Raw genomic sequence first — 14,221 nt, 5'->3', positions numbered from 1 at the left:
AGATTCCGCGTTACTTATTAGCGTCTTGATTCAGGACATCAGTCCCAGTGCGCGTTTTACCGGTCCAAAACTGCGGCGGTGGTGCTCAGTTGCGCCGTGTTCTGCCAGTCTTTCCAGATGGAAAGGGGTAGGATACCCCTTATGCTGGGCAAAGCCATACAGGGGATAAGTGAGATCCAGCGCGGCCATTTCGGCATCGCGCGTGACTTTAGCGATGATCGAGGCGGCGCTGATTTCGGCTACCCGGCTGTCGCCCTTTACCACCGCCAACGACGGCATGGGCAGCGCCGGACAACGATTACCGTCAATCAGCACATACTCCGGCACCACGCTCAGCCCGGCTACGGCACGCTGCATCGCCAGCATAGTGGCATGCAGAATGTTCAGCTCGTCGATCTCATGCGGTTCCGCACGCCCAACGCTCCAGGACAGTGCTTTCTCTTTGATTTCATCGAATAACGCCAGGCGGCGCTTTTCGGATAATTTCTTCGAATCATTCAGACCGATTATCGGCCGGGCAGGATCGAGGATCACCGCGGCAGTCACTACTGCCCCCACCAGCGGGCCACGTCCTACTTCATCCACACCCGCCACCAGATGGGTGTGAGGGTAAACAAATTCCATCATTTCGCTAACTCCAGCACCGCGTCAGCTGCCTGCTCGTCGGCATTGCAGCGGATCTGCTGATGCAGTTCCCGGAATGTGTCATGCATTTCGTGGCTGGTTTTGCCGTCTGCCAGCAGCGGCAGCAGCGCAGCGGCTAAGGCCTGCGGCTCGCACTCATCCTGCAGCAGCTCTTTCACCAGCTCGCGGCGGGCAAGCAGGTTGGGCAGGGAGACGTAATCCGTTTTCACCAGCCGTTTTGCCAGCCAGAAGGTAAAGGACTTCATACGATAGCCTACGACCATCGGGCATTTCGCCAGCATGCACTCCAGCGCAGCAGTGCCCGATGCCAGCAAGGCGGCATCGCTGGCCACCATCGCTTCACGACCTTTGCCATCTAAAAGATGAACATGCAAATCCGGGGCGACCTCTGCCTTAATGCGCTCAAACTGCTCGCGGCGTTTGGCATTTACCAGCGGCACGACCACTTCCAGGTCAGGGTAAGTCTGACGCAGGATTTGTGCGGTTTTCAGAAAATCAGCGCTGAGCATTTCCACTTCTGCACCCCGGCTCCCCGGCAGCAGGGCCAGACAGTGGGCGTCATGCGGAATGCCAAGCTGGTCACGTGCGGCATTTTTATCGGGATCAAGCGGCATGGCATCGGCCATGGTGTGACCGATAAAGCGGCACGGAACGTTGAATTTATCGTAAAACGCTTTTTCGAAAGGCAGGAAGGCCAGTACCAGATTCGTCGATCTGCCTATTTTGAAAACGCGTTTCTGTCGCCACGCCCAGACGGACGGACTGACATAGTGGATGGTTTTGATCCCCTGCTTTTTCAGATTACCTTCGAGGGTAATATTGAAGTCAGGTGCATCAATACCCACAAACACATCGGGCTGAAGCTCGGTAAAGCGACGCGTCAGATCGGCGCGAATATGCAGTAACCGGCGCAGGCGACCCAGCACCTCAACGATGCCCATCACCGCCAGCTCTTCCATTTCGTACCAGGCTTCACATCCTTCAGCCTGCATCAATGGACCGGCAACGCCGACAAAGCGCGCATTGGGAACGCGCGCTTTGAGCGCTCGAATCAGACCTGCACCAAGAATATCGCCGGAGGTTTCTCCGGCGACAAGGGCGATCGTAAGCGGGCGACTATCAACCATTAACGAATCAGACCACGAGTTGAGCGTGCGAAGAACTCCACGAACGCGTTCACCTCAGGATGCTGTTTCGCCAGTTCGGCAATTTCCGGCTTAGCCTCTTCCAGCGTTTTACCGTTACGGTACAACTGCCTGTAGGCGTTACGGATTGCCATAATCGCTTCACGGCTGAAACCGCGACGCTTAAGGCCTTCGATGTTAACGCCAAACGGCGTCGCATGGTTACCCTGCGCAATCACATACGGCGGGACGTCCTGCGCCACGCCGGAGCAGCCGCCGACCATCACGTGCGCACCAATGATGCAGAACTGATGGACTGCGGTCATGCCGCCAATGATGGCATGATCGTCAACTGATACGTGTCCCGCCAGCGTTGCATTGTTGGCGAGAATACAGCGGTTACCGACGGTACAGTCATGCGCGATGTGCGCGTTGACCATAAACAGGTTATCGCTGCCCACCTTCGTCAACTCACCACCCTGTACTGTGCCACGATGAATGGTGACGCTTTCGCGAATGCGGTTACGATCGCCAATTTCCACACGGGTTGGTTCGCCAGCATATTTCAGATCCTGGTTAACTTCACCGATGGAGGCGAACTGATAGATCACGTTGTCGCGGCCAATGGTCGTATGACCATTCACAACGACGTGAGATTTCAGTACGGTACCCTCACCAATTTCGACATGGGGTCCAACAATACAAAATGGACCAATGTGGACGTTAGCGCCGATAACGGCACCCTCTTCCACAATGGCGGTTGGATGAATAAAGGCGGTTTTATCAATCACGTATCAGGCCTCCCGGCTACGCGCACACATCATGGTAGCTTCGCAAACAACTTTGCCGTCAACCAGAGCTACGCCTTTGAAGCGAGTCAGGCCGCGACGCGTTTTTTCAAAAGTCACTTCCATGATCATCTGATCACCAGGCACAACCGGGCGCTTGAAGCGCGCTTCGTCGATACCTGCGAAGTAATACAGCTCACCCGGCTCCAGTTTACCAACGCTTTTAAACGCCAGAATACCGGTAGCCTGAGCCATCGCTTCCAGGATCAATACGCCCGGGAAGATAGGCTTCCCAGGGAAATGCCCCTGGAAGAATGGCTCGTTTACAGAAACATTTTTCACTGCGCGCAGAAAACGACCTTCTTCAAAATCCAGCACACGGTCTACCAGCAAAAACGGGTAGCGGTGCGGCAGAAGTTCTAAAATCTCTTCAATATGCAGAGTATGAGTGTCAGTAGTCAAAATACTCTTCCTGTCAAAATATCTGAATGGCAATAATAACACGGCCTGCCGGTTTATAAGAAAGCCGACAGGCCGGGAAGTGTGCGTTAAACGGGTGAACGCTTAGTCTTGTTGATCGATTTTGCGCTCAATGGCCTTGAGGCGCTTACTCATATCATCAATATTCATCACCAGGGCGGCAGTTTTACGCCACACCTTGTTAGGCTGCAACGGAATACCTGAGGAGTAGACGCCCGGTTCGGTGATAGGACGCATAACCATGCCCATACCGGTAACCGTGACCTTGTCGCATATTTCCATATGCCCGTTAATTACGCTGGCACCGCCAATCATACAGTAACGGCCAATCTTCAGGCTGCCAGCCATAATAACGCCACCGGCAACCGCAGTATTGTCGCCAATCACAACGTTATGTGCAATCTGGCACTGGTTATCGATGATAACACCATTACCGATAATCGTATCATCAAGCGCACCACGGTCAATTGTCGTGCAGGCGCCGATTTCGACGCGATCGCCGATGATCACCCGGCCAAGTTGCGGGATCTTAATCCAGTTACCACGATCGTTGGCATAACCGAAACCATCCGAACCGATGACGGTGCTGGACTGGATCAGGCAATTTTCGCCAATTTCGATCTCATGATATACGGAGACATTGGCCCACAGGCGAGAGCCTGCACCAATTTTTGTTTTTTTACCGACGAAGCAACCGGCGCCAATGACCACATTATCGCCCAGCACCACGTCTGATTCGATAACCGCATTTGCACCAATTGATACGTTGTTACCCAGCTGTGCCGTCGGGTCAATCACCGCACTGGGTGCGATGTTTTGCGCCGGCTGCGGCGTGGTATCCAGAATTTGTGCCATACGGGCATACGTCAGGTAGGGGTTCTTCACTACCAGCGCAGCACCTGCGGCAAACGGCAAATCGTCCTGCGTCATGACGACAGCAGACGCCTGGCAAAGGGCCAGATGTTCACGGTACTTAGGGCTTACCATGAAGGTGATATTGCCTGCTTTAGCAGATTGCATGGACGCAACAGCGGTGATGACGATATCGCCATCACCGTGTAATTCTGCATCCAACTGCTGAGCTAAATCAGCGAGTCGAATTGAAGGCATTACTTATTTAACCTGTTTCAGGACATCAGCGGTGATGTCTTTAACATCGCTGCTGTTGAATGCAACGGCATTAGCATCAACAACCAGATCGATGCTCTGATCGGCAGCAACAGCTTTTACAGCGGACTGGATACGGGTAACCAGCTTGCCGCGTTCTTCGTTAGAACGACGCTGACGATCCTGCTCAAAAGCTTGCGCTTTCTGAGAGAAAGTCTGACGCTGAGCCATTACGTCTTTTTCCAGCTTGCTGCGGTCGCTCGCTTTCATGGTAGAACCATCGCGCTGCAGACGCTGCATTTTGGATTGCAGATCGTTTTCCATACCCTGCAGTTCGCTTGCACGGCTTTTGAACTCGCCTTCCAGCTTGGCAGAAACACCGGTTTTCTGCGCAACCTGCTGGAACAAGTTACCCATATTGACGATTGCAATTTTGTCCGCTGCCTGAGCAGAAGTTGCCATCGCTAAACCGAGACCTGCAGCTAATAACCACTTTTTCACAATTAACTCCTTACCATCCCATTGGTACCCGAGGGTACCGTTCTTTGCGTGGCAAGGCGATCCTGCGATCGCCAGTTGTCAGCGCTACACTGCCAACGCATTCCGTTGCAACGGACAATTACCAGGTTTTACCAATGTTAAACTGGAACTGCTCCGCTTTGTCTCCCTCGTATTTCTTAAACGGCTGGGCGTAGGAGAAGACCAACGGCCCCAGCGGTGACATCCATTGTAGTGCGAGACCGGCAGACATACGAATATTGCTCGGATCGCTGTAGTCAGGAATGCCCGCAGCTCTCGTTTCAGCCGTATTCTGCCAGTTAGTATCCCATACGGTACCTGCATCCAGGAAGAACGAGGTTCGTACGGAATTGGCATACTTATCGCTGATGAACGGCGTAGGAGTAATAAACTCCAGGCTGGCGACACCCATGGCGTTACCGCCCACTGCATCATCAGAGCTACATACTTCGCTAGAAGACGCCTTATCGCAGTTATCTTCGTCGTTGCCGCCGTAGTAGGCCGCTTTCGGACCGATGTTGTTGGACTGGAAGCCACGTACGGTGCTGGAACCACCGGCGTAGAAGTTCTCATAGAATGGCAGTTCTTTGCCACCTAAGCCATCGCCGTAACCCCAACGCGTACGACCCAGAACCACCCATTTATGATCTTCGTCGATCGGGAAGTAGGACGCAGTATCCAGCGTAACCTTGTAGAACTCGTTATCCGAGCCCGGGATTGTCACTTTACCGTTCAGGTTGACGCGCGAACCTTCGGTCGGGAAGAAACCACGGTCGAGGCGGTTGTACGTCCAGCCATAGTTGAAGGTGAAGTCATCGGCGGCAAAGCCGTTGTCATCATTCGAGGTGCTGGCAGGCTGTCCGATAGAGTCCAGATAACGCCACATTGCCACCTGCGGCTGCATGTTGGACAGGTCGTTATGCACATAACCTAAGCCCGCACGCAAGGTGTTGTATTCGTTGATCGGGAATCCGAGCGTACCGTCTAAGCCGTAACTTTTGTTGGTATACGAAGACAGGTCCGCATCATCCGCTTTAAAGTCGTTATAGAAAATACGACCGCCCAGACTCACACCATCAACGGTGAAGTAAGGGTTTGTCACGGAGAGTTCAGAGTAAGTCTGGTAGTCGTTTTTGGTTCCGTTGATACCGACGGAGTAACCTGTACCTAACCAGTTATCCTGCTGTACGCCCACCTGGAAGCTGACGCCACTCTCTGTGCCGTAACCGACACCAAAGTTAAAGCTACCGGTGTTACGCTCTTTAACCTTGTAAACGACGTCGACCTGATCCGGTTTACCTGGAACACGCTGGGTGTCGGTATCAACCGTTTCGAAGTAGCCCAGACGGTTCAGACGCTCTTTACCCTGATCGACCAGGTCGCTGCCCAGCCAGGCCCCTTCCATCTGGCGCATTTCGCGGCGCAGTACGGCATCTTTGGAGGTATCATTACCCTCAAAGCGGATCTTACGCACGTAGAAACGGTTGCCCGCATCGACGTTAACGTGGAGCTTAACGGTTTTATCCGTATCGTTAATTTCAGGCTGGGTCTGAACGCGCGGGTAAGCATAACCATAACGGCCGAGCAGCTTTTTAATGCCGTCTTCCATTTTGGTCACTTTCGAACCGCTATAGAGTTCACCCGGCTGCAATTTGGTCAGGCTTTCGATCTCAGCAGAGTGACCCGCCAGGTTGCCACTCACTTCAACACCTGAAAGCTTGTACTGATCGCCTTCGGTAATGTTGACCGTGATGTAGATACCCTTCTTGTCCGGCGTCAGGCTAACCTGAGTCGAGTCGATGTTGAAACGGGCATAACCACGGTCCAGATAGTAGCTGCGCAGGGTCTCGAGATCGCCCGCCAGTTTCTGTTTCTGGTATTTACGGTCGCCCACCACGTTCCACCACGGCACTTCGTCACGCAGCTGGAACGTTGAGATCAGTTCATCGGTGCTGAACGCGTGGTTACCCACGATGTTGATCTGCTGAATCTTCGCGGAAACACCTTCCTGGAAGACCAGTTTCAGATCGACACGGTTACGCGGCAGTGGCGTCACAACCGCTTTTACGCTCGCGCTGTATTTACCGACGCTGTAGTAGAAATCTTCCAGCCCTTTCTCGATATCAGACAGGGTGGTGCGATCCAGGGATTCGCCGACACGGACGCCAGAGGCCTCGAGGTTCTGCTTGAGCATATCGTCTTTCACCGACTTGTTGCCGGAGAAGGTGATGCTGGCAATTGTCGGACGCTCTTTTACCTGAACGAGCAGCGTATCACCATCGCGCAGAACGCGTACGTCCTCGAAGTTGCCGGTGGCAAACAGGGCGCGAATGGTATTACTAATGTCTTCATCATTAACCGTGTCGCCTGGGCGCACTGGCATACTGAGGAGGGCCGCACCAACGGCGACTCGCTGAAGGCCTTCGAAATGAATATCTCTCACTACGAACCCGTCAGCACCGTATACGGTCGCGCTGCTAAACAGCAGCGACGCTATGAGCAACTTTTTCATCGCCATCGTTATTATGCGTTCTTCCTAACACTCTCTTACAACCGAGAGAAATCATTGAAAAGTGCAAGCCCCATTAACAGCACCAGTAAAATCGAACCAATGCGATAACTAAAGTCTTGAACTCGCTCGGATACCGGCCCGCCTTTTAGCTTCTCTATCGCTAAAAACAGCAGATGACCCCCGTCTAAGACGGGAAGTGGGAACAGGTTGATTATCCCGAGGTTCACGCTAATGAGCGCCAAAAACATCAGATAGTAAATCACCCCGAACTCTGCTGACATCCCAGCCCCCTGAGCGATCGAGATCGGCCCACTGAGGTTGTTCAGTTTTACGTCACCGGTAATCAATTTACCCAGCATCTGCACGGTCAGCTTCATCAGTTGCCATGTTTTATCCGTGGCTTCAAGGATGGCGCTGAACGGCCCATACTGGCGTATTGTCTTGTACTCATCAGGCAGCGGGATCACTTTAGGCACCACGCCTGCGAACCCTTCAGCCTTACCGCCGCCCGGTTTGGTATCCGGAATCAACGTTAAGGAGAGCGGACTCCCCTGCCTTTCTATCTCCAGCGCCAGTGGCGTACCTGGGTTATCGCGCACCAGAGTAACAAAAGTCATCCATTGCGTTAAAGGCTGACCATCGACTTTAACGATCCTGTCGCCTGCTTGCAAACCTGCTTTACGCGCCGCTGAATCAGCCTGGACTTCTGCCAGCACCGGTTCAATCTGTGCGCCACGTGGCCGAATGCCTAATGCCGCAACGGGATCTTCTTTATCCGGCTCAAAGGTCCAGTGGCGTAAATCCAGAATTTTGTCCTGACGCTGGTCAGAACCGAAAGGCGACACGCTGACGGTCGTCTTCTCATCGCCAATTTTAGCCACCAGTTGCAACCGAACGGCATCCCAATCAGGGGTTTCGATACCATCAATTGCTTTAAGTTCCATGCCCGGATTAATTTGCGCGCTTGCCGCGATGGAGTTGGGCGTAATTTCACCAACAACCGGACGAACACCAGGGACACCGATGATAAACACCAGCCAGTAAGCAAAGATGGCGAAGATGAAGTTTGCAACCGGACCGGCAGCAATAATAGCGGCGCGCTGGCCAACCGTTTTGTTGTTGAACGCGTAGTGGCGCACTTCAGGCGCAACCGGCTCTACGCGTTCATCCAGCATTTTGACGTAGCCGCCTAAGGGGATAAGGGCAATAACAAATTCTGTGCCGTGGCGGTCGTTACGACGCCAGAGCGCTTTACCAAAGCCAATGGAAAAGCGCTCAACACGCACGCCACAGCGCCGAGCAACCCAGAAATGGCCAAATTCATGCACCGTGATTAGTACACCCAGTGCAACAATGAACGCCGCCAGATTCCAGAGAATGCTAAGCATAAAACCTTCCGTTAAATCGTCCCAAACACCAGTAAAAACAGGCAGGCAAACACGGGAACTGCTGCCGTCAGGCTGTCTATGCGATCCAGGATACCGCCGTGCCCTGGAATGAGATTGCCACTGTCTTTGATCCCTGCTTCACGCTTAAACATACTCTCGGTCAAATCACCCAGCACGGAAGCCAGCGCTGCAACGATTGAACAGACCAGTAATGTTGCCGGTGCGACCTCGAGGTTGGCCCATACACCATAACCCCAGGAGATAATCGCCGCCGTAAACAGACCGCCGATAAAGCCCTGCCAGGTTTTACCCGGGGAGACCTTCGGGGCCAGTTTATGTTTGCCAAACAGTTTACCAAACATATAGGCGCCAGAGTCAGCCCCCCAGACGAGAATCATGACATAGAGCAGCCATAACGCGCCGCTGTAAGGGTTGTCGTCGTAGTGCCAGGTACGGAGAGCAAGCATTCCCCAGAAGAAAGGAACGATGGTGAACAGCCCAAAACAGAGGCGCAACACTTTAGAGTTACGCCACAGCGAGGCAGAGCCCGGATAAAAAAGCACCAGCAGCAACGCTGCCAGCCACCATCCTAGCGAAAGCCAGAGCGAACCTGCAATGATCGGCTGATGAATATTGTGATGGTACTCTGGCAGCATAAAGAGCATCAGCGCCAGCATCAGGCCGCACAGCACCGCCAGCCATACCCGCTGGGAACGCGATGTAAAGCCGCTAAGCTGTCCCCATTCCCACGCCGCCAGCATGCAGACGACCAGTGTGACAATAGCAAATCCCACCGGAGGCAGTAAAAACAGCGCCGCGATGACAACAGGTATTAAAACAAACGCAGAAATCAGGCGATACTTCAGCAAAAGCTACCCCCATCAGGCGTTGTCGCCACCAGGCTCGGTACCACCGAAACGACGCTCTCGATTGGCAAAGGCATGCAGCGCACCTTCAAAGTCTTGTTCATCAAAATCGGGCCAAAGAACATCTGTAAAGTAAAGTTCGGCATAGGCAATTTGCCACAGCAAAAAGTTACTGATGCGATGTTCTCCCCCTGTCCTAATTACTAAATCCACGGGTGTCAGTTCACTCATGCAGATTTGCTTGCTCAGCGCCTCTTCATCAATCTGGTCCGGCCTTATGAGCCCTTCCTGAACCTGTTCAGCCAATTGCCGCACACCCTGGACAATATCCCAACGTCCGCCATAATTCGCCGCGATATTGAGCGTTAAGCCGGTGTTTTGCCCGGTTAATGCTTCCGCTTTACGAATGCGTTCCTGCAGACGTGAGTTAAAACGACTGGTATCGCCGATAATCCGCAGGCGAACGTTGTGGCGGTGCAGGCTTTTTACTTCGCTGTCGAGCGCCCACACGAACAATTCCATCAACGCGCTAACTTCCTGCGCAGGTCGATTCCAGTTTTCACTGCTGAAAGCATAGAGCGTTAACGCGTCAATGCCGTTATTGGCGGCAAAAGAAACAGCGCGGCGCACAGATTTTGCCCCAGCTTTATGCCCAAAGGCTCGGATCTTCCCTTGTCTTTTCGCCCAGCGGCCATTGCCATCCATGATGATTGCTACATGACGACAGCCATGAGCTGGCAAGTTTTCGCTTATTGGTTGGTTCGCAGACAACATAACGCGTTTTTGGTCCCTGAAAGGATTTAACGGTACTCAGGAATACTGAAGCCTTTACGTAAAAAAGCCGTGTCATACCACGGCTTACCTGACCACGTAACGTCAACAACCCGCAATCAGGTGGCGCAGACTATATCACTGAAGCCCAACGCTAACAAATAGCATGACCACCTGCGGGTGGATTATCACCAGCTTGCGAGGTGCGTCACCGCTTTTTGCGCCGTGGCTCTGGCGTTCGCATCGACGGTCAATACGTCATCCACACTTTGCGGTTCGCGTAAATCCATCACCTCAAGAACAGACAGGTTCAGCGTAGCGATATCCGTAAAGCGGATCCGATTATCGAGGAAGGCGGCGACAGCGATTTCGTTCGCCGCGTTGAGTGCGGTCGTTGCCGCCTGCCCCTGCTCGAAGGCTTCCATCGCCAGCTTCAGGCACGGATAGCGCTGATAATCAGGCGCGCTGAAGGTCAGCGCACTCAGTTTACAGAAATCGAGCGGCTTAACGCCTGAAAGCACGCGGTTCGGCCAGGCCATGGTATGGGCGATAGGCGTACGCATATCGGGTTCACCTAACTGTGCCATCACGCTGCCATCACGATAACGTACCATGGAGTGGATCACCGACTGCGGGTGAATCAACACTTCCATCTGCGCTGCCGAGGCGTTGAACAACCAGCGGGCTTCAATATATTCCAGACCTTTATTCATCATGGTGGCCGAATCAACGGAGATTTTACGCCCCATCGACCAGTTCGGGTGACGGCATGCCTGATCCGGGGTCATTGAGACCAGTTCAGACAGCGGTGCGTCACGGAACGGGCCACCAGACCCGGTAAGCAGGATAGAAGAGACGCCATTCTGCTCGAGATCAGCGTACCCCAGGTTCTCCTGAAAGGGTTGCGGTAAACTCTGAAAAATCGCGTTATGTTCGCTATCTACCGGCAAAAGACGCGCGCCATTGCGCTTCACGGCATCCATAAACAGACGACCACAGGTCACAAGGGACTCTTTGTTTGCCAGCAAAACGGATTTTCCGGCATCGATGGCGGCAAGCGTCGGCAGCAGTCCCGCCGCACCCACGATAGCGGCCATTACCTGGTCGACGTCATCCAGCGCGGCCATTTCGCAGGCAGCCTTTGGCCCGCTTAACACCTCGGTGCGACTCCCCTTCTCCGCCAGCAACGCCTTAACCTGCCGGGCGCTCGCTTCATCATCCATCACCGCATAGCGCGGGGTGAACTCCAGACACTGTTCCACCATACGGTGAACGTTTTTGCCTGCGACAAGAGCGGCCACCGCGTAGTGGTCTGGGTTATGGCGAACAACATCGAGAGTGCTGCAACCAATGGAGCCGGTCGAGCCAAGGAGAGTTAATTGCTTCATGAGATGCCCGGAATAGTGAACCAGAAAAGCAAAACGCCGCCAGCAAAGCCCAAAGGCCTTCTGTACGGCGTTTTATCAGATTACGACAGAAATCAGAACTGCATCAGCTCTGCTTCTTTTTCTGCCAGCGCCGCGTCAATTTTCTTGATAGCGGCATCAGTCAGTTTCTGAACGTCGTCCTGAGAACGGCGATCGTCGTCTTCACTGATCTCTTTCTCTTTCAGCAGCGCCTTTACTTTATCGTTCGCGTCACGACGAACGTTACGCACGGAAACACGGCCCTGCTCGGCTTCGCCACGAACCACTTTGATCAGGTCTTTACGACGCTCTTCGGTCAGCGGTGGCAGCGGAACGCGAATATCGGTGCCTGCTGAGCTGGGGTTCAGACCCAGATCGGACGCCATGATCGCTTTCTCAACGGCCGGACCCATAGAGCGGTCGAACACGTTGATTTTCAGCGTACGGGTATCTTCAACCGTAACCTGCGCCAACTGACGCAGCGGAGTTGGCGTACCGTAGTATTCCACGACGATGCCATCCAGCAGGCTTGGAGAAGCACGGCCAGTACGAATTTTGCTGATTTGGGTTTTGAACGCTTCTACACATTTGTCCATGCGTACTTCAGCATCTTTTCTGATGTCGTTAATCACGTTACGAATCCTTGAAAACTTGTCTCAGGCAGACTATCCGCCAGCACAGCTGCTACAGGTGTGCTAAGTATAGTCGCGTTTAATTCATGACAACGCCAAAGGCGCGTCCAGGTAAGATATCACTACAATGTAGAGCGGAATCTTACCTGTATTTATCGTCAACGGAAATTACTCCGTGATCAAAGTGCCTTCTTTTTCACCCATAACAACGCGGCGCAGTGCGCCAGGCTTGTTCATGTTGAAGACACGAATCGGCAATTTGTGGTCGCGGGCCAGCGTGAAGGCGGCAAGATCCATCACTTTCAGCTCTTTATCCAGTACTTCGCTGTAGGTCAGCTGATCGTACATGGTTGCAGCAGGATCTTTTGCCGGATCGGCAGTAAACACGCCATCCACTTTGGTGGCTTTCAGTACCACATCGGCTTCGATTTCGATACCGCGCAGGCAGGCTGCGGAGTCGGTCGTAAAGAACGGATTACCCGTACCGGCGGAGAGGATCACCACGCGGTTATTGCGCAGCAGGCTGATCGCTTCGGCCCAGCTGTAGTTATCACATACGCCATTCAGCGGAATAGCGGACATCAGGCGCGCATTCACATAGGCACGATGCAGGGCATCACGCATTGCCAGGCCATTCATGACCGTTGCCAGCATACCCATGTGATCGCCCACAACGCGGTTCATGCCGGCTTTTGCCAGACCTGCGCCACGGAAAAGGTTACCACCGCCAATGACTACGCCAACCTGGATGCCCAGTTCAACCAGTTCTTTGATCTCCTGCGCCATGCGGTCAAGGATGCTTGCGTCAATACCGAAGCCTTCCGACCCCTGCAGCGCTTCGCCACTCAGCTTAAGCAGAATGCGTTTGTAAACGGGTTTTGCATTGGTAGCCATATTTCTTTCCTGGGACTGTCAACGATTAAGATGGGGGTTAATTCTGGCGACATGTTATATCGCAATTCAACACAGACTCTATAGGCGCCTGGCTGATTTATACAGACGTACACAAAAAGAAGCCGCCCTCAGGCGGCTTCTTTTCGCTGATTAAGACTGCTTGGACATTGCAGCAACTTCTGCTGCGAAGTCAGTCTCAACTTTCTCGATGCCTTCGCCCACTTCGAAGCGGATGAAGCCAGTTACGTCAGCGTTGTGCTCTTTCAGCAGCTGAGCAACAGTTTTGCTTGGATCCATAACGAATGGCTGGCCAGTCAGAGAAACTTCGCCGGTGAATTTCTTCATGCGGCCTTCAACCATTTTCTCTGCGATTTCTTTTGGCTTGCCAGACTGCATGGCGATGTCCAGCTGAACCTGGTACTCTTTTTCTACTACTTCAGCAGACACGTCTTCTGGCTTAACGAATTCTGGCTTGCTTGCAGCGATGTGCATTGCCAGCTGTTTAACCAGCTCTTCGTCAGCGCCTTTAGCAGCAACCAGAACACCGATACGTGCGCCGTGCTGGTATGAACCCAGAACGTCGCCTTCCAGAGAAGAAACGCGACGGATGTTGATGTTCTCACCGATTTTAGCAACCAGAGCAACACGTTCTTCTTCGAACTGTGCTTTCAGAACTTCAACGTCAGTGATTTTGCCAGCAATAGCTGCGTCCAGAACTTTGTTAGCAAATGCCTGGAAACCGCCATCTTTAGCAACGAAGTCAGTCTGGCAGTTAACTTCCAGAATGATGCCGTAGGTGCCGTCGATCTTAGTGATGATCACGCCGTCAGCAGCAACGTTGCCTGCTTTCTTAGCTGCTTTGATCGCACCGGATTTACGCATGTTTTCGATTGCCAGCTCGATGTCGCCGTTCGCTTCAGTCAGCGCTTTTTTGCAATCCATCATGCCTGCGCCAGTACGCTCACGCAGCTCTTTTACCAGGGATGCGGTAATTTCAGCCATTCTTAAATCCTCGGGAGATGTGAACTGCCCGGCCAGCGGCCAAACAGTATAAATTGAAAAAAGGGGCCGATAATGGGCCCCTATTCA

Annotated in this window: 14 protein-coding genes; all 14 read right to left on the bottom strand. The window is 53.2% G+C overall.

What is annotated here, in order from left to right; translation table 11 throughout:
- Positions 1-30 precede the first annotated feature (30 nt).
- The gene (rnhB, locus tag K5I40_RS15740) at positions 31-627 is read right to left on the bottom strand and encodes a ribonuclease HII (RefSeq protein ID WP_039030300.1); all 597 of its coding nucleotides are present in this window, start codon (positions 625-627) and stop codon (positions 31-33) included.
- Positions 624-1,772 carry a lipid-A-disaccharide synthase gene (gene lpxB, locus K5I40_RS15735; protein ID WP_223074934.1) on the bottom strand — a complete coding sequence of 383 codons (1,149 nt, stop codon included), beginning with the start codon at positions 1,770-1,772 and terminating at the stop codon, positions 624-626. The genes rnhB and lpxB overlap by 4 nt, the downstream gene beginning before the upstream one ends.
- A complete protein-coding gene (gene lpxA, locus K5I40_RS15730) occupies positions 1,772-2,560 on the bottom strand; it encodes an acyl-ACP--UDP-N-acetylglucosamine O-acyltransferase (protein ID WP_223074935.1) in 789 nt (262 codons plus the stop codon). The genes lpxB and lpxA overlap by 1 nt, the downstream gene beginning before the upstream one ends.
- A gap of 3 nt (positions 2,561-2,563) precedes the next feature.
- Positions 2,564-3,019: a 3-hydroxyacyl-ACP dehydratase FabZ gene (fabZ, locus tag K5I40_RS15725; protein ID WP_007373234.1), complete on the bottom strand. Its 456-nt coding sequence runs from the start codon at positions 3,017-3,019 to the stop codon at positions 2,564-2,566.
- A 102-nt stretch (positions 3,020-3,121) separates the two neighbouring features.
- Entirely contained in the window at positions 3,122-4,147 is a 1,026-nt protein-coding gene (lpxD, locus tag K5I40_RS15720; RefSeq protein WP_223074936.1) for a UDP-3-O-(3-hydroxymyristoyl)glucosamine N-acyltransferase, read from the bottom strand.
- Positions 4,148-4,150: 3 nt separating this feature from the next.
- Positions 4,151-4,645: a molecular chaperone Skp gene (skp, locus tag K5I40_RS15715; RefSeq protein WP_039030303.1), complete on the bottom strand. Its 495-nt coding sequence runs from the start codon at positions 4,643-4,645 to the stop codon at positions 4,151-4,153.
- 118 nt (positions 4,646-4,763) lie between these two features.
- A complete protein-coding gene (gene bamA, locus K5I40_RS15710) occupies positions 4,764-7,181 on the bottom strand; it encodes an outer membrane protein assembly factor BamA (RefSeq protein ID WP_039030304.1) in 2,418 nt (805 codons plus the stop codon).
- A gap of 29 nt (positions 7,182-7,210) precedes the next feature.
- Complete coding sequence (rseP, locus tag K5I40_RS15705) at positions 7,211-8,563, bottom strand: sigma E protease regulator RseP (RefSeq protein ID WP_039030305.1); 1,353 nt, start codon at positions 8,561-8,563, stop codon at positions 7,211-7,213.
- A gap of 11 nt (positions 8,564-8,574) precedes the next feature.
- Positions 8,575-9,432 carry a phosphatidate cytidylyltransferase gene (cdsA, locus tag K5I40_RS15700; protein ID WP_039030306.1) on the bottom strand — a complete coding sequence of 286 codons (858 nt, stop codon included), beginning with the start codon at positions 9,430-9,432 and terminating at the stop codon, positions 8,575-8,577.
- Between the two features lie 12 nt (positions 9,433-9,444).
- Positions 9,445-10,203, bottom strand: a complete 759-nt coding sequence (gene ispU / locus K5I40_RS15695) for a (2E,6E)-farnesyl-diphosphate-specific ditrans,polycis-undecaprenyl-diphosphate synthase (protein ID WP_039030307.1) — start codon at positions 10,201-10,203, stop codon at positions 9,445-9,447.
- A 185-nt stretch (positions 10,204-10,388) separates the two neighbouring features.
- Positions 10,389-11,588 (bottom strand): 1-deoxy-D-xylulose-5-phosphate reductoisomerase, encoded by a 1,200-nt coding sequence (gene ispC, locus K5I40_RS15690; protein ID WP_223074937.1) that lies wholly within the window; start codon positions 11,586-11,588, stop codon positions 10,389-10,391.
- Positions 11,589-11,680: 92 nt separating this feature from the next.
- Complete coding sequence (gene frr, locus K5I40_RS15685) at positions 11,681-12,238, bottom strand: ribosome recycling factor (RefSeq protein ID WP_039030309.1); 558 nt, start codon at positions 12,236-12,238, stop codon at positions 11,681-11,683.
- A gap of 168 nt (positions 12,239-12,406) precedes the next feature.
- Positions 12,407-13,132, bottom strand: a complete 726-nt coding sequence (gene pyrH / locus K5I40_RS15680) for a UMP kinase (RefSeq protein ID WP_032616613.1) — start codon at positions 13,130-13,132, stop codon at positions 12,407-12,409.
- Positions 13,133-13,282: 150 nt separating this feature from the next.
- Positions 13,283-14,134: a translation elongation factor Ts gene (gene tsf, locus K5I40_RS15675; protein WP_039030310.1), complete on the bottom strand. Its 852-nt coding sequence runs from the start codon at positions 14,132-14,134 to the stop codon at positions 13,283-13,285.
- Positions 14,135-14,221 lie beyond the last annotated feature (87 nt).

It is taken from the genome of Leclercia sp. LTM14, assembly GCF_023736175.1.
Classification (GTDB): domain Bacteria; phylum Pseudomonadota; class Gammaproteobacteria; order Enterobacterales; family Enterobacteriaceae; genus Enterobacter; species Enterobacter barmai.
The sequence above is the reverse complement of the archived record's forward strand: the minus strand, read 5'-3'. Positions and strand labels throughout refer to the sequence as shown.

Bases quoted from the DNA above. Each gene is read 5' to 3' on its own strand.
- bamA (WP_039030304.1), bottom strand. From the start codon at position 7,181: ATGGCGATGAAAAAGTTGCTCATAGCGTCGCTGCTGTTTAGCAGCGCG.
- lpxD (WP_223074936.1), bottom strand. From the start codon at position 4,147: ATGCCTTCAATTCGACTCGCTGATTTAGCTCAGCAGTTGGATGCAGAA.
- tsf (WP_039030310.1), bottom strand. From the start codon at position 14,134: ATGGCTGAAATTACCGCATCCCTGGTAAAAGAGCTGCGTGAGCGTACT.
- ispC (WP_223074937.1), bottom strand. From the start codon at position 11,588: ATGAAGCAATTAACTCTCCTTGGCTCGACCGGCTCCATTGGTTGCAGC.
- pyrH (WP_032616613.1), bottom strand. From the start codon at position 13,132: ATGGCTACCAATGCAAAACCCGTTTACAAACGCATTCTGCTTAAGCTG.
- lpxB (WP_223074934.1), bottom strand. From the start codon at position 1,772: ATGGTTGATAGTCGCCCGCTTACGATCGCCCTTGTCGCCGGAGAAACC.
- rnhB (WP_039030300.1), bottom strand. From the start codon at position 627: ATGATGGAATTTGTTTACCCTCACACCCATCTGGTGGCGGGTGTGGAT.
- ispU (WP_039030307.1), bottom strand. From the start codon at position 10,203: ATGTTGTCTGCGAACCAACCAATAAGCGAAAACTTGCCAGCTCATGGC.
- rseP (WP_039030305.1), bottom strand. From the start codon at position 8,563: ATGCTTAGCATTCTCTGGAATCTGGCGGCGTTCATTGTTGCACTGGGT.